The following is a 20,596-nucleotide window of genomic DNA, read 5'->3' as shown; positions in this document are numbered from 1 at the left end:
TTGTTGGTCCAGGCCTTGGCAATGCGGGGCACGGAGAGTGCCGGCAGCCAAACCCTACCGATTGAAGAGCTGCCGCATCACGTCGTTCATCGGCTGGCTGTCCTGCTGAGCGACCGGCGGGGGCTGAGGCGATGGGGCTTGGGGCGATTGATCCTGGCTCGGGGCTTGGTTCGGCGGTGCGGGCGACGCCTGCGCTGCCGGGGTGGCCGAGGTTCCCGTGAGGCTGCGGCTGCGGATGCTGCCTCCTGGGTTACTGGACGGAGGGCTGCTCGTCAGAGGGCTGTTGGACAGCCCCTGCTGGATCAGATTGCCGATGGCCTCGCCGAGCTGGCCACCGGGCATCGGCATGTTGTTCGGCAGCTGGATCTGCGGATTGGTGTTGCCGGCCGCATTGTTGCCCTGAGTGGTGGTGCCGAGGCCAAAGCTGCCCAGGATGTCGCCGAGCTTGGCGCCGTCAGGACCGAACAGGCCCTTGCCCATCTCGCGCAGCTTGGCATAGGCGGCATCGGGATTGTCCATCATGCCGGCCATGTCAGGATAGATCTGCGGCTGCGACCATGGGCCCGAGATCATCACGGGAATGCCGAAGCCGACCGGCTCGGAGGTGCGGCCCTGGCCTTCGGTGGTCATGACCAGCTTGGGCTCGACCCTGAAACCCATCATCTTGGTGTCGAGTGCGATGGTGCCGGCGCCGGTGATGCGCACCAGCGGTCCGATCAGATTGAAGTCGGTCGTCACCGCCTGGCCCTTGTCGATGCGGAACGAGGCGGAGAGCTGCGTCAGGTCGGTGGTTTGCTCCTTGTTCTGATCCTGGCTGGCGTTCTGGTTGGAGTTTTGGTTGTCCTGCCAGCCCGACAGCTTGCTCGTCGTCAGCGAGCGGAGCATCTGCGCGATATTGATGCCGCGGATGGCGCCGTCCTGGAAGCTGACGAAGGCGGTGCCCTGCATGTTCGCCATCAGCGCGCGCTGGCTGCGTCCGGCGCTGCGCAGCGCGAGCTTGGCCTGCAGCTTGCCGTCGATCCGGTCGAAATCCGCAAGACCCTGCAACAGCGGCAGCGCGCGCACGCCGACGATGTCGGAATGCATCGCAAAGCTCGGCGCGCCTGAGGTCGCATCCAGGATCAGTTCGCCCGAGACCTGGCCGCCATAGGCGCCGAGATTGGCGGTGCCCGCCTTCAACACGCCGCCGGCGAGCTTGGCATCGATCGCCAGTGGCGCCAGGCGGGCCTGGCCGAAGATCGCTTCGGTCGCCGAGATCCGCACCTGCGCGTCGACATAATTGAGCCCGGAGACGTCGATCGGCGCATCGCTCCAGGGCTGCCCGGCCGCATCTTGCGAGGATTGCGACTGGGGGATCGTCAGCCGCTGGAAGTCGAGATCGAGCTTCACCAAAGGCTTGCTGGCGATGTCGACCGAGGCCCAGCCGTTGAAATTGCCATCGCCGAGCGTGCCGTTGATGCCGTTGATCATCACGACATCGCCGTTGAGGCGCATGTCGGCACGCCCGGTCAGCTGCGACTTCAGCACGTCAGGCATGTCGATGGCAAAATCCACCGGGGTTGCCTGCCGCTCGCTAGATGCCGGCGTCGTCGCCTTGATGTCGAATTTGGTCGGATGATCATAGACCCGCGCCGAGCCTGTCACCTTGACGGTGCGGTCGCGGCCGATGACGGCATCGGCATCGATGGCGCTGATGCGGCCTTCGATGCGGTCGCGGATGCGGGCGAAGGCGACTTCGCCATTGCTGATCTTGAAGCGGTCGATGGTCACACCGTCCATGTCGGCCGCAAGCGGCTTCGACGTTGCAGACCCATCGGCATTGGGCAGGCGATCGCGCAGCAGCGGCTGGTACAGCACCGGATGGGTGACGACGATCTCGCGGATCTCGGGCCGGCCCGACCACGCGCTCGCCAGCGTCATGTCGACCTGCACGCGCTCGATCGTCACCTTGGTGATGCCGCTGCGATCCCTGGGGTTCTGCAGCGTGAGGTCGCTCAAGCTGATGTTCAGCGTCGGCCACAGGCTGATCTTCGCCGCGCCGTCGATGGTGAGGCGATAGCCGGTCGTGCTCTCCACGCGCGCGGCGATCTTCGACGTCAGGAAGCCCGAGGGGATCCCGATCACCAGCAGGAGCGCGACCACGATGATGACGGCCACCACCGCCGCGCCGGCGAATTTAACTGCTTTCATCTTCAGTCCCAACGGCGAGCAAGCGGCGGCAAACGGCACCTTCACCCGTCCTCCGCGCCAGAGCTTATAGCCGCTCCAAGCCGCCTAAAAATAATCGGAGGGTGCTGCAAGCTTATGTGACTTATGACACACTTCCTATCAGCGGTTTTACGCGACGAAAGCGCGGTCCTTCGCGCCGAAAGCACATTCAGTTTCAAAGGGCGTGCAGTTTCAAAAGGCGTGAGCGCGGCGTTCAGTCAGCAAAGGTGCTAAGAAACGAGAGCCCGTCCAGATAGCTGAACGGGCCGATCATCAAATTCTTCACAGTTCAGACAACGACCGTTGTGTGCGGTCCGCGCACACAACGGTCAGTCACAATCTCAATCAAGATCGTCGGGGTGCACCCGGCGGCGCCGGCGCAGCGGTTCCCGCGAACGCGACTCTGAATCGCGCCCCTCGCGAAGCAGGTCGCCCAGCTTGCGAAGAGGTGTCTCAACCAACCGGTCCTTAAAGCCGGCCATCATTCGATCGGCCATCCGGTCGGCGAACCGCCGACCTTCGTCGAGATCGAAGTCGAAAAGATCAATGTCCAACAAATCCTCACGGTACTGGCGCTTGCGGCGCTGCCGCTCGGCATCAGCCCAGGCCTGCTTCTCGTCTTCGTTCGGACCTTCAAGCCAAGCCTGCCGGCGCTTCTTCTCGCGCTCGGCCCACGCTGCAACATCAGCGTCAGATACCGCCCACGGTTCGTTGTCGCTAAAGGTCGCGTTCTCGGAACGCCGGGTCTCCGTAGAAGCCTTGCTCATGAACAATCTCCAATATGGATCGGTAAAAGATATCATGTCCTAGAAACTTGTCCATCCGCTCCAGTCGTGCAGGCGCGGATCGAAAATCGTGTTGGCACTCTGCCCGCGGCGCTTCTGTGGCTTTGGTCACACTTCCAGGGACGGCTTTGATTGGGCCGATTGAATAAACCTATCGCACACGCCCAAGGCTGCGCTGAGTCAGCTCCTGTCCGATCACATTAGATTGCTCGATTGCAGCAAGTTTGCGTCCCTGACGGAGCGCCAACAGCATGAAAATAAAGGCGCAGAAGAGCAGCGCTCCGGGAATGAAGTATGGCCCAACTCCGAGTGCAGTATTGAGGCTCGCGAAAGCATCCTCCCTGAATCCGAGCGATGCAATCGTGCCGATCAGGGCAGTCCAGATGCCATACTGCAACAACCGAGCCTGCAACATGCGGAGCGAGACCTCGATCGAGCGGCCGGATGTCAGCAACTTGCGGACACTGGCGATGATCTCCTTGGTCTCTCCCCACGTCTCGGTCACGCTGCCCATCAGTTCCCGCTGCTTGAAGACTTCGCCAACGTCGATGCGAGCGGCGCGCACCATGAATTTCGCTTCGTCTTGCAGCGGATCACAGTTGGGCGAGAGCTCGAAGACGATTGCGTCCCGGGTTAGCAAGGCCCGCAAATACAGCGAAACCGTAGGGGGAATGAACAAGCCGTGTTGTCGTACGACTGACATCAAGCGAACCACGACATGCCTGGCGGCGAGCCACGTCACGCTTCCAACGGGGCTTCGAAAGCCGTCCAGATAGTCCTCAAGCACGAGAGACATATCCCGGCGAAACCCGGAGAGGTCTTTGTTCGGCGCGGCTTCGAACCATCGCAAAAGCTCGTCGATTGCGTCGTCGAATTGTTCTCGAAGCGCGTATTGCATGAAAAATCGAAATGAATCCTGATGCTCCTCAGTGAACCGTCCAACGACGGCAAAGTCGACATAGGCTATTCGGTTGTCGGGCAGAACCAGGATGCCGGCGGGGCTTAGGTCGGAATGGAAAAGTCCGTCCCGATAGATCTGGTTGAGCGTGCTCCAGTAGATGCGCCGGGCAATGAGACGCAGGTCGTAGCCCCGGCCTTCGAGTCTAGCGAGGTATTGCCGGTCGTCCTGTTGGATTGCGTTGAGGATCTGCCGCACCGGTATCCCGTCGACGAACTCCCAGGTCAAAATACGCTTGGCGGTATACTCTTTTCGAACCGTGAAACGGGACTCGGCGTCATCGTCCCTGGACAACTCCGACATGACGGTCGCATTGCGCGCTGCGTCCGCGAGATCGAGCTCGGAAAAGAGAGCGTGCTCAAACTCATTGACATAGGTTGCGACCGAATTGGCTCCGAAAAAGCCTGCCCAATCCAGCGGCGCGGCAAGCCAGCGCATCAGGCGGATATCGATACTGTATTTCCTTCGTATGGCCGCATTCTGGATCTTCACGGCGAGCCGCTTGCCACCGCGAGACGTAGCCAGGTGAATTTGTCCGCTCGACGTGACCGCAAAGGGGGTGCGTTCAAAAGTCGCAAACATCTCGTCGGGAGAACGACCGAGGTCTTCAGTGACGATTCGATGAATCGCCTGAAAGTCTTCTGCCGCGACCTCGTTGGTGATTTGCAGAAATTCCTGGCAGTAATCCGCCGGAAGCAAGTCAAAGCGAAGAGCAAGGGCCTGACCGAGCTTGACGAAGGTCAGATCGAGTCCTTCGAACACGGTACGCAGAGCGTGCGCCGATTTATGCCGGCTGGACCGAAACGGCAGGGCAGCAGGAAGCTGGTGCCGCGCCAGCAAAAGCAGCAGCTGGAACAGGCGTGCTATCGTTCCGAAAATATCGAGCATCCGGCTCCACCGCGCGTTATCCGCAACAGCAGCCGTTGCGCAACTGCGAGGCGGGCCATCGCTGTCGCAATCCTAGGTTCCGCTGCATGTGCGCGCAAGCCGATTTGTGCCCTGTTGCGTGAGGGAGCTAGGCTGAACTGTGATGCGCAGTGTCGCTATCGTCACCCAGCCCGCTCCCCATCGTCTGTCCGAGGCTGTACAAATCCGACAGCTCCGTGCTATTTGTTGGCTTTAGAAAATATTGTTGGTCGCGATCCGACCGTGATGAGTGATAGCCATTGATTGATAGCATTGGCCACGTGTTTTTGGGCGCGGGCCGTCTTTGCCACATTTTCTCGGCTGCCTTGCGTTTTTATATCCGTCCCAAGCTTTGGCCAGCAAAAGTAGCGGTTCCACCCGAAGTGCGTCTGCGCCTCTTTTTGGAGGATCTAGGCGGCGCGTGGATGAAGATCGGACAGGCACTCGCACTGCGATTCGATTTGTTGCCGAACGAATATTGCACCGAACTGCTGAAGCTTCTCAACCAGACCCCGACTGTTCCTTACGAAGCGATCCGCGAGGTGATCTTGCGCGAGCTTGGGTCGCCTCCTGAGCAGCTGTTTGCATCGTTCGATCCAGTGCCGCACGCAACGGCTTCGATCGCCCAGGTCCACATCGCGACCACACGGGACGGCGAAAAGCTCGCAGTCAAGGTGCAGAGGCCTCGCGTTCAGGAACAATTCGAGGCCGACTTCCGCATTTTTCATATGATTTCCTACCTCGTCGGCCTCATGGATGCGTTGGGAGGGAGCGCGCTTCGCTCTTTCTCGGAGGAGTTCGAAAGGTGGAGCAGGGAGGAGCTGGATTTCACCACCGAGGCAAAAAACACCTTTCGGGTCCAGGTGCGATCCAAACATGATCCGATTCAAGCCTGCGCGGAGGTCCGCTTTGAGTTCTGCACGCGACGTGTTCTCGCCACCAAGCTGCTGGCGGGCGTCTCGTTGCTGGAGGTTGGCAACGCAGCGCGCACGAAGGATCCCGAAGCCCTGCGTCGTTTGAACCTGCGGCCCGAGGATCTCAAAACGATAGCACGAAATTACTTCTGGTCGATCTACAACCAGATCTTCCGTGACGGCATCTTTCACGCAGATCCCCATCCGGCGAACGTCTTCGTGCTTCGCGGGCACAGGATCGGATTTGTCGATTTCGGCGCGACCGGCCGGCTGTCCAAGGAATTCCGGTCCTCGCTCTCGAAGATCTTCATCCATTTGTATCGGAGGAACATCGAACAGGCCGTCGTCGAAAATTTCAAACTCCTCGTCCCATCGGAGGATACCGACCTGCGTCAGGCGCGGGAGGAGTTTTTCGTCGCGTATCAGATGTATCGGCTCGCCCTGGACATTGGAGGCGCCGACATCAGACGGCTGACCACCGAACTCCTGATGGGCACCATGACGATTGCGCGACGTCACAAGATCCTCATGCCGCAGGAGCTGAGCATCTATTACAAGACCATCATGACGGTCGACGCGGTCGTTTCTGAACTCGCGCCCGAATATGATTGGCTTTCCGATCTACCTGAATTCTTTACGCGCGGTCTTGTTTCCGACCTGAGGGAAGGGATCCATCGCTGGCCGGAAATCGTGCTGGCGGCCAAGCATCGTACGGGCCGGATGTTGACCGATGCAGCCAGCCTCACGGCATCGTTCCAGTTCTTCAATCCAGCCTTGAAGAGCATGCAAACGCGGGCCGTGCTTTACGGAATCTGGGCCGTTGCCTTTTGCGTGGCGGCCTATCTGGCTGCGAAGGGCGACATGTCGCTGTTGAACGACATTGTCGGCTTGAGCAGCCGCTGGATCGTTTTCAGCTTCATGGGAGCTGCGATCGTTTCTCTGCTTCTCATGCAGCGGCAGATTCGCGGTATCCGGAAAGTCAAAACGTGACCTAACGCACGGAGCTGTCCGGCCGTGCTGTGCTTGAGTGAGGTCCATGATGATTACTCAAATTCTGAACACTCCCGATCTGGACATCGACCGCAGCGCGGATGCGACCATCCCGCGTCTCTACAACTTCGCCGAAGATGTCCTTACTCGAAATCTGAAAGCAGGGCGTGCCGGCAAAACCGCCTATATCGACTCGCGTGGGAGCTGGACTTATGGCCAGCTTGCGGAGCGGGTCGCCCGATTCGGCAATCTGTTGCGCGGCCTTGGCATACAGCGCGAACAGCGCATTCTGATCTGCCTCCCCGATACGATCGACTGGCCGACGTCCTTTCTCGGTGCGGTCAAGGCGGGCGTGGTCGCGATACCCGTCAACACGCTGCTGAGCGAAGCGGAATATCGCATCATCGTGGAGGATAGCCGTGCCCGCCTTCTGATCGTTTCCGAGGAGCTATATCCGCTCTTCGCGCACCTGATTGATGCAGCCCCGGACCTTGAGCATGTCATCGTATCGGGCAGTCAGGGTTTTGGGCACGCGCTCTTCGAGGACACGCTCCAGGCGGCCGCTGCAACCGACTACACCGCACCGACGGTCAACGACGAGATCTGCTTCTGGCTTTACACGTCGGGCTCGACGGGAACGCCGAAAGCCGCCGTGCATGTCCATGCGACTTTGGGCTTCACCGCCGCTTGCTATGGCGCTCAGGTCCTTCGTCTCACCGAGGGGGACATCGTCCATTCGGTATCGAAGATGTTCTTCGCCTATGGCCTTGGCAATTCCATGGTCCATCCGCTTTCGGTCGGCGCGACGACGGTGCTGGCGTCGGAGCGCCCAACTCCCAACTCGGTCGCAAACCATTTGCGAACGCATGGTGTGACCGTGCTCTTCGCCGTGCCGACTTTCTACGCCGCGTTCCTTGCGGCGGATCCCATAGAGCGTGAAGCAGTGAAGCTCCGGTGTTGCCTTTCCGCAGGCGAGGCGCTTCCGGTCAGTATCGGGCAGTCTTGGCGCGAACGCTTTGCTGTCGATATCTTCGACGGCCTCGGGTCCACGGAGATGGTCAGTACATTCCTCACCAATCGCCCGGGAGCGATACGCCCCGGCACCAGCGGCAAACCCGTGCCGGGTTTCGCGCTCCGTCTCGTCGACGAGGCCGGCGCTGTGGTCGCGCAGGGGGAGATGGGAGAGCTGCAGGTTCGTGGGCCGACTACCGCGATCATGTATTGGAACGACCGCGAACGATCGCGCTCCACCTTCCTGGGCGAGTGGCTTCGTTCCGGCGACAAATACATGCAGGACGCCGACGGCTACTACGTGTACTGCGGGCGTCGAGACGACATGATGAAGGTCGGCGGCATTTACGTCTCGCCATTCGAGGTCGAGGGCGCGTTGCTGAACCATCCCGACGTGCTGGAGGCGGCGGTCGCGGCATGGCCTGATGAAGATGGTTTGATCAGACCCAAGGCATTCGTCGTTCTCAAGCCGTCCGGCAAGCCGAACGAAGCCATGGCGCTGGCGCTGCGTGAGCATTGTCGCAAGCAGCTCGCGACCTTCAAATATCCCCGCTGGATCGAATTCCGAACGGAACTGCCGAAGACCGCAACAGGCAAGATCAGGCGCTTCAAGTTGCGCGAGGAAGCTGCTCGCGACGACCGCACAGGCGCGCCCGCGATTGATGGGGGCGATATCGTTGATGACGTTGCCGCGACATCCAATCAGGACGTCGCCTAACGCCGGCTCGTCAGGCGAGAGCCCGCAAGATCGTCGCGCGCATGCGATCGGCGGCGTTGTTGATGAAGAAATGATTGCCCGCGACCGTCTCGGTAAAGAACGACCCGCTCGTTTCCCTCTCCCAGCCAGCCATTGCCGACGGCGTGCACAGGCGGTCCTGCTCTCCAGCCATTGCGTAAATGGGACAGGCGAGCGGCGTTTCGGGCGTGTACCGGTACGTTTCGAACATCTGCATGTCCGCCTTGATGATCGGCAGCAGCATCTCCATGAGATCAGGTTCCGCAAGAACGGCAGGAGAGATCCCGCCGGGATACCGATCCATCTGCTTCTTGATGAACTCGGCATCAGGAAGCGCATGCAGTTGAGGGCGGCCCGGTGTCCCCGCCGGTGCTTCCGCGGCAGCCACGATCAGAGCTCGTGGCTGCCGCAGCTCCGGATCGCGCGCCACGATGCGTGCCGCTTCGAAGGCAATCAGCCCGCCAAGGCTATAACCGAACAGGACGTAGGGTTTTGGCGACAGCCGGGCTATTTCGTCGGCCAGGTTCCGGGATGCGTCGCTCAGCCTGGTCAGCAAGGGCTCCCGCCGACGATCCCAGCGTCCCGGCAATTGAACCGCGCCTAGTTCGACGTTTTCGGGCATGCCGCGCGCCAGCGCGTGGTAAACCTGTGCGCTCCCACCGGCATAGGGAAAACATAAAACACGTGCCTGCGCATCGGGGCGGTTGGGACGAAACTCGATCCAGGGACTATGCATTGGCGCAATATTGAGAGAGGAGATATGATCTTGCAATTAAGACTCCTCACGCGCATGCCGGTCAACCCGAAACCTTTTGAAGTAGGCCGCAGAATAGTGCTGGGATAGATTTATCGCCTTGGAGAGACGCAGATGGATTCTCATTCAACGGACGAGGAAGTGCGCACGCTGCGTCGGCTGCTCTCCATGCGTGAGGCCCAACTTGCCGAAGCACTGAAGGAAATCGAACGCCTTAAGGGCCAGTTCGTCCCGAAAGCGAAAGAGCAGAATGCGTCAGCATGCTCTGGCTAGATCCGCACCCGCAGAACACCCATCGCTATGGGAACAATGCGGCCGCTCCGAGCATTGACAAGAGTGTGAAGCAATCAAGGCCAAGGTGAGGGCGCCGACATTGGTGATTCACGGGACGGCAGATCCCCTGGTCGACCCAAAAGCCGGCGAGGATACAGCGGCTTCGATTCCCGGCGCCAAGCTGATAATCGTTCAAGGCATGGGCCACGCTACAGAGAATAGACGGTCTGGTTAGGGATGTCCGTCTGATCCTCGGACAGATTACGCCCGTCAATGCTTTTGATCAGCGAAGCCCCCAGGCTGTTGCAAACGAAACCTGCATCGGATTTTCGGATCATGTCGGTGGTGACCGACGACTCGACGGCTCCAAGTTGTGCAATGAAGCGCTTGCGCGCCAACCCCGGCAAGACCCCGTCTTCTCCCGGCGGCGTGACCCAGCGGCCGTCGATCCTGAAGAAAATATTGCCGACAGTTGCGCACGCGACATGCCCTTTCGTGTTGAGCATGATGGCGTCGTCGGCGCCGCGACTGATTGCCTCCCTCCGGGCCAGAATATTGTCTCCGTAGCTCAGTGACTTGATCCTCGAGAGAGGCGAACGCTCGTTTCGGCATGTCGAGCGACAGACGACGAAGGCCTGGGGAGCCATGGCGACACTCGGCGCGACCGTCAAAACGCAAGTCGGTTGTTGCTGAGCAGCGTCCTTCGGCCAAAGCCCTCTTGCCGCGGCTCCTCTCGTGACGGTCAGCCGGAGTGCACTCTGAGCGTCCCTCGCTGCGTCAGCCAGCAAGCGATCGGCCGCGTCGGAAATGCGGTCCTCACTGAACGGGATCGCCAGACCAATCTCGGCCGCTCCGGCCTTCAACCTCTCGAAATGCTCGGCCAGCCAGAACGGCATGGAGCCCACAGCCTTGATCGTCTCGAAAAGACCGTCTGCAAGCGTGAAGCCCCGATCCGTGACAGGGACGCGAGCTTCACTCTGATCGACAAGGCTGCCATTGAGCCAGACCACGCTCATCGAAAAATCTCGCAAACCATCAGTTCGGAGCTCCTGCTGAGCTGGTTGCCTCGTCTGCGCCGACAAGCTCGTATCGATCGGGACTAAATCCGCCGGTGAGTGCGATGACGACGGATTTGATCGAAGCCGCCGCCTTCAGGAGCATTTCGTCGAATTCTCCCTCGGGCGTCGAGGCCGCGACGACGCCACCTCCCACGCCCATCGATAAACGCCCCTTGTTGGCAACGATCGTTCTTATCACAATGCTCAGGTCGACTGCGCCATCATTGCCCAGCCAGCCCAACGAGCCTGAATAAACTCCTCTCGGCCGCCCTTCCAGTTCGTCGATGAATCGCAGCGTGCGCGTCTTCGGCGCGCCCGTCATCGAACCGCCTGGGAAGGCATTTCGGATCAACTGCACCGGGCCGGCCGAAGGTTCCAGCGTCCCGGTCACGGTGCTGACCAATTGGTGAACCGTGCGATAGGATTCCACATCCCACAGTTTCGGCACGCGAACGCTACCGGGGCTGCAGCTTCGTGAGAGATCGTTTCGCAAGAGATCGACGATCATGACGTTTTCTGCGCGATCCTTTTCGCTCGTTCTCAATTGCTCGGCGAGTTGATCGTCTTTCACGGGGTCTTGGTCGCGCTTGATCGTGCCCTTGATCGGTTTCGTTTGGACGTTCCCATTTGTATCGATCGAGAGGAAGCGCTCGGGTGAGGCACTCAGGACGGCGCCTTCGGGCCATTTGATGAAGGCCGCATGAGGGGCGGGATTGACCTTCCTCATGGTGCGATAGAGCGTCAAAGGGTCTACGTCGGAGTTGCAATGCAACTCGTTCGTCAGGCAGACCTGATAGGTTTCGCCTTGCCCGATCAGATCCAGGCATCGACGGATGTCGGAGAGATACGTGTCCTTGTCCCGGTCCAGGAAAAACTTAACCGGCTCATTCGGTATGTTCTGAACCTCGGGTATGGCCGAGGGGGCCATTCGTTCGATCGCAGCGATGGTGTGATCGATCCACTTTTTCGCCCGCTCCGCATTGGACGGCTCGTCGATCGCCAGCACATAGGTTTTCTTGTCGACATGATCGACGGCGATGAAGCGGTCCGAGTAGATAAACATCGCATCCGGCGTCGTTGCATGCCGATCTGTCGGTGAACCGCAATCGTTCCGCAGCTCATAACCGAACCATCCGACATAGCCCCCGACGAACGGACACGGAGGAGCCGGCTCGGGGCGGCTGGGTTCGATCCGCGCGAGGTATTCGAAAATGCCGGTGTGCTTGGTGTGGGTGCCGGCACGGTCGGAGATTTCAAGGCGCTGATCCGTGCATCGATATTGGAGGCAGGCCGCGTTCGGACCGGACGCGTCGCCCGCATAGGACCAGCGAGCCCGACCTTGTTCGACGAGGCTGCTGTCAAGCCAATAGGCATGTGGCGAGTCGGAGAACAACGACGTGAACGCGTCCTCCATGTTGATCTCGCGCGGAAGTTCCTTCCAGAACGTTCGCTTCCGGGAAACCTCCAGCTCCTTCCTGTGGGCAAAGCCGTTCAATTTATGAGCGGAGCCGTTCAATGAAGAGCCATTCAATGGTTTGCCGTGGCCGTTCGCGCGACCCTCTGACGGACCAATCATAGAGCAGAAATTGTCCAGCAACTTCCGTCCGTGCTCGGTGATGATGGACTCGGGATGGAATTGAACGCCCCATTGCGGCCGCTCGCGATGGGCAAGCCCCATGATCAAGCCATCCTCTGTCCAGGCCGTCGCCTCCAGGCAGGAAGCAAGGGGCTTCTGTGCGATCAGTGAATGATAGCGAGCTGCTTTGAAGGGAGATTTGATCCCTTTGAAGATCCCGGTGTCGTTATGATGAACGAGAGACGTTCGTCCGTGCATCGGCGCAGGCGCGCGAACCACCCGGCCTCCCGACAGCGCGGCGATGCCCTGATGACCGAGGCACACACCGAGCAACGGTACTTCGGCTTCTTCGATGGCATCCCTGCAGAGGCCGAAATCATCTGGGTGATCTGGCCGTCCAGGACCTGGCGAAATCACAATTCCATCGAATTGCTTGCGCCTCAGTTCGTCCCAGGAAATCTCGTCGTTCTTCACGACGAGCGGCTGCTCATGGCAAATTTCGGCAAGCAGATGGACGAGATTATAGGTGAACGAGTCGTAGTTATCGATGACGACCAATCGCATGCTGCACCTGACCATCAAAAGTGTTCACGTGAAAAATCAAAACTCGCGGTATCGAGATTTCATCTTAGTCGAAGACGCTAGCCGTTGATGTGACATACGTCTCACTGCGGGGATGAGGTCAGTGCGTGTTCCCTACAGCGCCTTTGTGGTGGAAAAATGCACGTCATCGTCTTGGACGATCGAAGTAGCTGGGCATTTGAAATTGCCCATTGAAACACGGTGGCGTGCGTGCGCCTACGTGTGCGAACCAAGTGCGTAAGATGTGAGGTTCAAGACCATCAACATCTGTACGTTACTCTAAGGGCCGCTCGAAAGCACCTTCGCTGAATGCGCATTTTGCTGGCAGGGAGTGGCCAATACGACGTCATCGCTTGGATCCAAAAGCGGTGACGCGCAAATAATCATCGCAGCGCGGGGCACACTGCGGCTCTGTCATTTTGTCAATCGTAGTGGCGCCAAGGTTCAATGGTCGGTGCCGATATCTGCGATCATGCCGCCCCGGGGTTGGGTGGCACTGTCACTGCAGTTGCGATGAGCCCGTGTGCAACTATGAAGCGTCCGCGCAACGCGGTGAGCGGTGACTCACCGTCAGTTCGGGTTCCATCGACGAGCAGCGTCGCTACGAATGTGCCCATCGGATCGATTGTCAGACGGGCATCTTCGAAGCCGAGCCGGCGGCCAGTCAGAGGATACCAGGCTTTGTAGACCGCCTCTTTCGCGCTGAACAAAAGCCGGCCCCAGTGTATCCCTGGAGATGAGCGAGACAATGCGGTCAGCATCTCGGGCTCATGCGAGATGGTGATGGTTTCCTCGACTCCGTCAGGCAGAAGGGCGTTCTGCTCGGTATCGATACCGATGCTCGCAAGCACGCTTTGAGAGGCGACGGCGGCAGCCCGAAAGCCGGTGGTATGGGTGATGCTGCCGACCACGCCCGCGGGCCATAGCGGCTCGCGTTTCGGGCCCGCTCGGATCGGGACCGGTGCGTGCCCAAGCCTGGCGAGGGCCTCGCGGGCGCAGCGTCGCGCTGTGATGAACTCACGGCGGCGGCTTTCCACGGCGTTCGCGATGAGAAAGTCTTCTCCCGGAAAGCTCTGCTCTCCCGCTACATCCTCGAAAGTTTCGACCGCGACGACGCCATCAGGCAACAGCTTTTCGATCATGCCGGCAGCACTTTCCGGAGCATCGGCGGCTTGTTGCGCCTGCTCCATTCGCGCGGATAACCGAGCGAAACTTCCTCAAACCGGACACCATCATAATAGGTTGTTCTCGGGATGTGCAGGTGACCATAGATAACGACGCTGGCACGAAAGCGGAGATGCCAGTCGGCGGTGCGGGTCGTCCCGCACCATTGCGCGAATTCCTGAAATCGCAGCGCTTGGGTCGGCTGGCGGATGAGCGGCCAGTGCCCGACAAGGATCGTCTTCACATCGCCCCCCAGGGCGAGCAACCGGCGCTCGGTGTCGTCCAACCGCGCGCGACACCACGATTCCCGATCCGGATACAGATCTGGATGCAGCAGCACCTCGTCGGCGCAGACCACCCCGGTCTCATGCGCGTACGCCAGCGACTCCTTTTTTGTTCTCGTCCCGGGTGCGAGCCAGGAATAGTCATAGAGCAGGAACATCGGCACGATTGTCATGGGACCGCTCGGGTCCGGCCAGATCGCATACTCGTCCTCTGGCGTCAGAATGTCGCTGTACCGGCACATCTCAATCAGGGCCTGGTAGCGGGCCACCCCGCGGAGCTGGACGGGGTCGTCACGCAGGGTCCACAAATCGTGGTTGCCGGGCGTCCAAATGACTTTCGCAAAGCGGCTCCGCAACAGCGAAAGCGTCTTCTCGATCTTGCTGAACGTATCGTCCACGTCACCGGCCACGATCAGCCAGTCGTCAGGCGATTCCGAACGCATTTCGTCGATGATGCGCTTGTTCTCCGAGAATGAGCTGTGAAGATCACTGGTCGCAAACAGGGATCCTGGCACCTCGTCTCCTCTCGGCTTGGCCTGTTGTACCGGCGCGAGCCAATTTCGCCCAGTCTGTACGCGGGGAACAAGTACAATTACACTGGCAATCCATTAAACGGAAAATCCATCCTGGCGGAATTTGGTAGCCGAAAAGGTCATGAGATGACGACCGCCCTGGAAGTAGGAAATAGTTCGGACTGCGGCAGAAATTGTTGTAGCTTTGGCCGCAAGCATTGACGTGCGGAGGGTAAGATTGCGGTTCCACCAACCTGGCCACCCCAAGCTCGACACGATCTGTGTGGTCCTCGTCACATTCGCATTTTCGGCGCCGTGTTAGTTTGTCTCCAATGCCGGCAAACTCCGCCTGCTTGTGAGATTGTTGACGCCCAAATGCGCCTTGTGACCCAATTGGAGCGGTGATTGGTCTTCAATTTCGGAAGACCGATCGCTGACAAGCGCATCATCCGTTCGGTTGAGCAATTCGAGCGGCATTTATTTTAGGGTCTCTTCGAAGCTTGCAACTGACGTGAAGGAGGAGTCGCCGGGACGAAGTTGAGAGTCCAGCACTGCGCGTCGAAGGTCCACGCTTGGTGGCCCGCGATTTCTAGATACCAGTATGAGTTGTAGCTTACTTGTTTTTGACGTGATTGGGTCGCCATGCAGCATCTCAGCTCAACGTATGACCTGTTAACCGGTTCGGCGTTGATCAGTTACCGATTGTCGTTGTCGGAGCATCCCTGGTCGGCGCACCACAAGGTGTTCGATCGCGTCCCCTTGGCGGGGACCGGGTTGTTGGCGCAGGCGCTGGCGGCGGGGCTCGCCGTCGGGAGTCCGCGGGTGCTGAAGCTGACGCTGCGCGCTCCGCTGATGGTTTCGACCGTGAACGGATCGCGGCTGCGGATTCAGGTGCAGGCTGCCGATGCGCAGGGGCATCGCGCCTTCTCTCTCCATAGTCTGGATGAAAGCGCAGGATCAGGAAGCGGCGCCCTCCATGCGACGGGCGTGCTGGCGGGAAGCCGGGACGAATCCGCTGAGCCACTTCCGGACGCTTGGCCGCCTGAGGGGACGACCCAACTCGACATTTCGAATCTCTACGCGCGACTGACGGCACAAGGGGTCGATTGCGGACCGGCATTGCAAGGTCTGATCGGAGTCTGGCGCCGCGAGGAGACGATCTATGCGGAATTGGCTCTGCCCGCCGGGTCCCGTGCCGGTGAGCACGGCATTCACCCCACGCTTTTTGATGCTGCCTTGCATGTGTTTGCTGCGGAGGGTTTTACTGCAGCCGAAGGCGGCGCGCCGCTTCCGTCGTCGTGGTCGGATGTGACGCTGCACACACACTGCGCCAGCGCCTTGAGGGTACGTCTCGATCTCCGCAGCTCTGAATGCTCGGAGCAGAGATCGGCCTCGATGATGTTGTGGAATGAGAAAGGGCAGCCTGTCGCAACGGTCGGATGTGTGACGCTCCGTCGAACTGCGGATGAACTGGTTCTCGATCATCACGTTGAAGAGGCGCCGTCTCCTGCGCCTTTGGAGGTGCGGGCAACCGCGGAGCGTCCTCGCACGGCCGCGCGAGGCCCGGTCGTATCGGTGTTGCGCCGTCGCTTGAGCACGCTGCCCGAGAATGAGCGCCTCGGAAGTCTCGTGGCTTTGGTGCAGGAGAGCATTGCGTCGATCTTGGCGTTGCCCGGTGCTTCGTCTGTGCCTGCGGATGCACCGCTGAAGGGGCTTGGACTGGACTCGCTGATGTCGGTCGAGCTCCGCAACCGCCTGTCTGTGCAGGTGGGAATGAAGCTGCCGACGACGCTGGCGTTCGACTATCCGACTGCGGAGGCGATTGCGGCGGAGCTGTTGCGCCAGATCTTTCCGGAGCTCGATGTGACCGCCGGGAACGCTCCCATGCGGTCGCGCGCCAAGGACGAGCCGATCGCGATCGTCGCAATGTCGTGCCGCACCCCTGGCGGTGTCGGAGATTCGGAAGCGTACTGGACGCTGCTCGCGGAAGAGCGGGACGTCATCGGGCCGTTCCCTGCGCGCTGGGACAGGTACGCGCTGTACGATCCGGATCCGGAAGCGCTGGGCAAGAGCTACGCACGTGAAGGCGGCTTCCTGCAGGACGTCGACCAATTCGATGCGGGCTTTTTCGGGATTGCGCCGCGCGAAGCGGTGTCGATGGACCCGCAGCAGCGACTGGTGCTAGAGGTCGTGTGGGAGGCGCTGGAGAAGGCCGGCCTTCAACCCGACGCGCTGAATGAATCCAGCACGGGCGTCTATCTCGGCGCGATGCGTAGCGATTACAGGCAAAGCGGTATCTCGCTCGAGTCGATGGACGGTTACGCGGAGACAGGCCAGGCCAGCTCTGTGCTGTCAGGACGTGTTTCGTATGCGCTGGGTCTGCAAGGCCCGGCGATGACGATCGATACGGCCTGTTCTTCATCGCTGTCCGCACTGCATCTGGCCTGCGCGGCGTTGCGTCAGGGCGAGTGCGATCTCGCGCTGGCCGGTGGCGTACAGGTGATGAGCACGCCGTCGGTGTTTGTGGAGTTCAGCCGGTTGCGTGCCGTCGCGCCCGACGGCCGCAGCAAGAGTTTTGCCGACGGTGCCGATGGTGCCGGTTGGAGCGAAGGCTGCGGCGTGCTGGTGCTGAAGCGCCAGTCGGACGCGGAGCGTGACGGCGACGAGATTTTGGCGCTGATCCGGGGATCAGCCGTGAACCAGGATGGACGCAGCCAGGGTCTGACCGCGCCGAACGGCCCGAGCCAGCAGCGCGTGATCCGCGCGGCCTTGTCGGCGAGTGGCGTGAGCCCCGATGACATCGACGTCGTGGAGGCGCACGGCACAGGAACCAGCCTCGGTGATCCCATTGAAGCCGGTGCTTTGGCCGCCGTGTTTGGGCCGACGCGTCGCGAAGATCGCCCACTGTGGCTGGGGTCGTCAAAGTCGAACCTCGGGCATGCCCAGGCGGCTGCAGGTGTCCTTGGCGTGATGAAGATGGTGCTGGCGCTCCGGCACGAGGTTTTGCCGAAGTCGCTGCATGCGGAACAGCCGAGCAGCCAGATCGAATGGGAAGGCAGTGGCCTGTCGCTGCTGCAGCAGGCGCGGGCGTGGCCGCGCGAGGCGGCCCATGTGCGCCGCGCCGGCGTGTCGTCGTTCGGCATCAGTGGGACCAATGCGCATGTGGTGATCGAGGAAGCGCCGGCGCGGTCTGCTGCTCGCGCTACAGATACAGCTGAAGCATGGTCGCCCCTGATCCCGCTGCTGGTGTCGGGCCGTGACGAGGCCGCGCTTCGTGCACAGGCCTCTCGCTACGGGGAATGGCTGTCGCAGCATCCGGACGCTGACTTCCATTCCGTGTTGGCGACAGCGGCCTTGCACCGGACGCAGTTTGGGTCGCGGGCGTCAGTGTCGGCGCGCGACGCGGCGGAAGCCGTGGAAGCTCTGCGCTCGCTGGCCGAAGGCCGCCCGCATGCGGCGGTGTCGGTCGCAGACGCGCGCGATCGCGGTCGTGTCGTGTTCGTCTTCCCCGGACAGGGCAGTCAATGGCCTTCGATGGGCCGGACCCTGCTGGCGGAATCGGCGGCGTTCGCGCAAGCGATCGCGGCCTGTGAGACGGCGCTGTCCAAATACACGGACTGGTCGCTGACCTCAGTGCTTCGCGGCGATGAGGGCATTGATGCCTGTCTGCTGGAGCGGGTGGACGTGATCCAGCCGGCCCTGTTTGCAATGAATGTCGGCCTGGCAGCCGTATGGCGCAGCCTCGGCGTGGTGCCGTCGGCGGTGGTCGGTCACAGTCAGGGCGAGATCGCAGCCGCCGTGGTGGCCGGCATCCTCTCGCTCGAAGACGGCGCCCGTGTCGTGGCGCTGCGCAGCCAGCTGTTGCGCCGCCTGACCGGTCATGGCGCCATGGCGGTGACGGAGCTTGCGGCCTCGGTCGTTGAAGAGCGGCTGAAGCAAGCAGAGTGGTCCGGACTGTCGGTGGCGGTTGTGAATACGCCAGGCTCGACGGTCGTCTCCGGGCCGACCGAGTTGATCGAGCGCTGGGTCAGCGACCTCGGCAAGGAAGGCGTGTTCTGCCGGCAGGTCAATGTCGATTACGCCTCGCACAGCGCGGAGATGGACCCGATCCTGCCGGAGCTCGAAGCCTTGCTGTCAGGCCTCGCGCCACAGGCCGGCCAAGTCGCGATGATCTCGACGGTGACGGGAACGCGCTGTGACGGCACCTCGCTGGATGGATCCTATTGGTGCCGGAACCTGCGGCAGACGGTGCGGCTGGACCTCGCATTGGCCGAGCTGATCGCTAGCGGCCACGGCGTGTTCGTGGAAGCGAGCGCGCATCCGGTCCTCGCAATGCCGCTGTCCGCCGCGAGCGGCGAGCATGGCGTGGTCGTCGGATCGCTCCGTCGCGATGGCGGCGGGATGTCGGAGCTGTTGCGCAATCTCGGCGCGCTGCACGTTCACTGCGTCGCGGTCGACTGGTCGAAGGCGCTTGGCGGCAGCGCGAAGGCACCTGTAGTGTCGCTGCCGACCTACGCCTTCCAGCGCCAGCGTTACTGGCTCGAGGCTGAGAAGCCGAGCGCGGACGCTTCGACCATGGGCCTGTCGGAGGCCTCGCATCCGCTGCTGGGCGCGGCGACGCCGCTGGCGGAGAGCGACGGGTTCCTGCTGACGGGCCGGCTGTCGTTGTCGGAGGCGGGCTGGCTCGGCGATCACGCGGTGTTCGGCACGGTGTTGTTGCCGGGAACGGGGCTGCTGGAGCTCGGCTTTGCGGCGGCGCGTGCGGTCGGTCTCACGTCCGTCTCGCAACTGACGCTGCTGTCGCCGCTGGTGCTGCCGGCGGAGGGCGGGGTGCGGCTGCAGGTTCAGGTGGATGGTTCTGAGGCTGGTGCTGCAAATAGCCGTACCCTCAGCATCTACAGTCGCGCGGAAGATGCCCCCGAGGGTACCTCGTGGACGCTGCATGCGCAGGGCGTGCTGGGCGAGGCGACGGAAGACGTTGCAGCACAGGACAGCGAGCTAGAAGTGTGGCCGCCCGTCGGTGGCGAGCCGATCGATCTGACCGGTCATTACGCGCGGCTTGCGGCGCGCGGCTATGGCTACGGCCCGCTGTTCCAGGGCCTTCGCGAGGCCTGGCGCGTGGGCGATGCCGTTTACGGCCGCGCCGTGCTGGCGGAGGCGCTGGGAGCGTCAGCTGACAGTTACGGCCTGCATCCGGCGCTGCTGGACAGCGCCCTGCATGTGCTGAGCTTCGATCCTGTCGCCGGCGCCGATCTCGGCGAGGGCGCTGATGCGCCGCTGCTGCTGCCGTTCGAATGGTCCGAGGTCTCGCTGGCAGCCACCGGCGCGCGTGAGCTGCGGGTCCGCGCCTTGGTGGAGCGCAGCGGCGAGGGCGAGGCACTGGCGCATCTGCAGCTTGCGGACGGGCAGGGGCGCGTGGTCGCCCATGTCGGCGGCCTCAGGCTGAAGCAAGCGAGTGAAGCGCAGATCCGCGATGCCGCGCGCAGCGAAGCGCAGCATCTGTACCGGCTCGACTGGCGTGCGGTGATGTTGGGTGAGGCTGCGGAAGCACGGCCGCTGATCATCGGCGGTGACGGCAGGTTCGCGGCGGCGCTGAAGCTCGATCATGCCGCTGATGTTGCGGCGGTCGTGGCGCGCATCGACGAAGGCGGCGCGATCCCGTCGACAATCGTGTTCGACCATCTCTCCGATCCGGCCGAGCCCATCGGCAATTTGCTTGCGGCAACGCATGCAACGGCCGAGCGTGGCCTTGCCGAGCTGCAGGCGCTGTTCGGCGAGGCACGGCTGAATGAGACTGAAGTGACGTGGCTGACGCGTGGCGCGGTGGCGACCGGTCCCGATGACGGCGCCAGCGGACTGACGCGGGCCCCGCTGTGGGGCCTGGT

12 protein-coding genes and 1 pseudogene are annotated in these 20,596 nt (G+C 61.5%); 5 read left to right on the top strand and 8 right to left on the bottom strand.

Annotation, left to right across the window (positions count from 1 at the left end; translation table 11 throughout):
- Positions 1-54: 54 nt before the first annotated feature.
- From M2427_RS40100 to M2427_RS40090, 3 genes are all read right to left on the bottom strand, one after another.
- Complete coding sequence (locus M2427_RS40100) at positions 55-2,190, bottom strand: AsmA family protein (RefSeq protein WP_280712245.1); 2,136 nt, start codon at positions 2,188-2,190, stop codon at positions 55-57.
- Positions 2,191-2,549: 359 nt separating this feature from the next.
- Positions 2,550-2,975 carry a hypothetical protein gene (locus tag M2427_RS40095; protein ID WP_280712244.1) on the bottom strand — a complete coding sequence of 142 codons (426 nt, stop codon included), beginning with the start codon at positions 2,973-2,975 and terminating at the stop codon, positions 2,550-2,552.
- A 169-nt stretch (positions 2,976-3,144) separates the two neighbouring features.
- Positions 3,145-4,839, bottom strand: coding sequence for an AarF/ABC1/UbiB kinase family protein (locus M2427_RS40090; RefSeq protein ID WP_280712243.1), 1,695 nt, complete (start codon positions 4,837-4,839; stop codon positions 3,145-3,147).
- A 278-nt stretch (positions 4,840-5,117) separates the two neighbouring features.
- Between M2427_RS40090 and M2427_RS40085 the strand changes: the two genes are divergently transcribed.
- Together M2427_RS40085 and M2427_RS40080 are read left to right on the top strand one after the other, a co-directional pair.
- Positions 5,118-6,761: an AarF/UbiB family protein gene (locus M2427_RS40085; RefSeq protein ID WP_280712242.1), complete on the top strand. Its 1,644-nt coding sequence runs from the start codon at positions 5,118-5,120 to the stop codon at positions 6,759-6,761.
- A gap of 46 nt (positions 6,762-6,807) precedes the next feature.
- Positions 6,808-8,490, top strand: coding sequence for a benzoate-CoA ligase family protein (locus M2427_RS40080; protein WP_280712241.1), 1,683 nt, complete (start codon positions 6,808-6,810; stop codon positions 8,488-8,490).
- A gap of 10 nt (positions 8,491-8,500) precedes the next feature.
- Here the strand turns inward: M2427_RS40080 and M2427_RS40075 are convergent, their stop codons facing one another.
- A complete protein-coding gene (locus M2427_RS40075) occupies positions 8,501-9,280 on the bottom strand; it encodes an alpha/beta fold hydrolase (protein WP_280712240.1) in 780 nt (259 codons plus the stop codon).
- 96 nt (positions 9,281-9,376) lie between these two features.
- Here M2427_RS40075 and M2427_RS40070 point away from each other — a divergent pair, with 96 nt between their 5' ends.
- Both M2427_RS40070 and M2427_RS40065 read left to right on the top strand, forming a co-directional pair.
- The gene (locus tag M2427_RS40070; protein WP_280712239.1) at positions 9,377-9,535 is read left to right on the top strand and encodes a hypothetical protein; all 159 of its coding nucleotides are present in this window, start codon (positions 9,377-9,379) and stop codon (positions 9,533-9,535) included.
- An 85-nt stretch (positions 9,536-9,620) separates the two neighbouring features.
- Positions 9,621-9,746 (top strand): annotated as a pseudogene (locus M2427_RS40065) (alpha/beta hydrolase); the annotation flags it as partial.
- Here the strand turns inward: M2427_RS40065 and M2427_RS40060 are convergent.
- The 4 genes from M2427_RS40060 to M2427_RS40045 all read right to left on the bottom strand — a co-directional run bounded on the left by M2427_RS40060 (position 9,745) and on the right by M2427_RS40045 (position 14,714).
- Complete coding sequence (locus tag M2427_RS40060) at positions 9,745-10,551, bottom strand: aminotransferase class IV (RefSeq protein WP_280712238.1); 807 nt, start codon at positions 10,549-10,551, stop codon at positions 9,745-9,747. The pseudogene M2427_RS40065 and the gene M2427_RS40060 sit on opposite strands and share 2 nt — an antisense overlap.
- Before the next feature lie 19 nt (positions 10,552-10,570).
- Positions 10,571-12,733, bottom strand: coding sequence for an aminodeoxychorismate synthase component I (gene pabB / locus M2427_RS40055; RefSeq protein ID WP_280712237.1), 2,163 nt, complete (start codon positions 12,731-12,733; stop codon positions 10,571-10,573).
- A 488-nt stretch (positions 12,734-13,221) separates the two neighbouring features.
- Positions 13,222-13,893 carry a 4'-phosphopantetheinyl transferase superfamily protein gene (locus M2427_RS40050; RefSeq protein WP_280712236.1) on the bottom strand — a complete coding sequence of 224 codons (672 nt, stop codon included), beginning with the start codon at positions 13,891-13,893 and terminating at the stop codon, positions 13,222-13,224.
- Entirely contained in the window at positions 13,890-14,714 is an 825-nt protein-coding gene (locus M2427_RS40045; RefSeq protein WP_280712235.1) for a metallophosphoesterase, read from the bottom strand. The genes M2427_RS40050 and M2427_RS40045 overlap by 4 nt, the downstream gene beginning before the upstream one ends.
- 1,626 nt (positions 14,715-16,340) lie before the next feature.
- Here M2427_RS40045 and M2427_RS40040 point away from each other — a divergent pair.
- Positions 16,341-20,596: beta-ketoacyl synthase N-terminal-like domain-containing protein (locus M2427_RS40040; RefSeq protein WP_280712234.1), on the top strand; the 4,256-nt coding region annotated here is incomplete at its 3' end.

The organism is Bradyrhizobium sp. BR13661 (genome assembly GCF_029892425.1).
In the GTDB taxonomy this organism is placed as follows: Bacteria; Pseudomonadota; Alphaproteobacteria; order Rhizobiales; family Xanthobacteraceae; genus Bradyrhizobium.
This window is presented reverse-complemented; position numbering and strand designations above follow the sequence as displayed.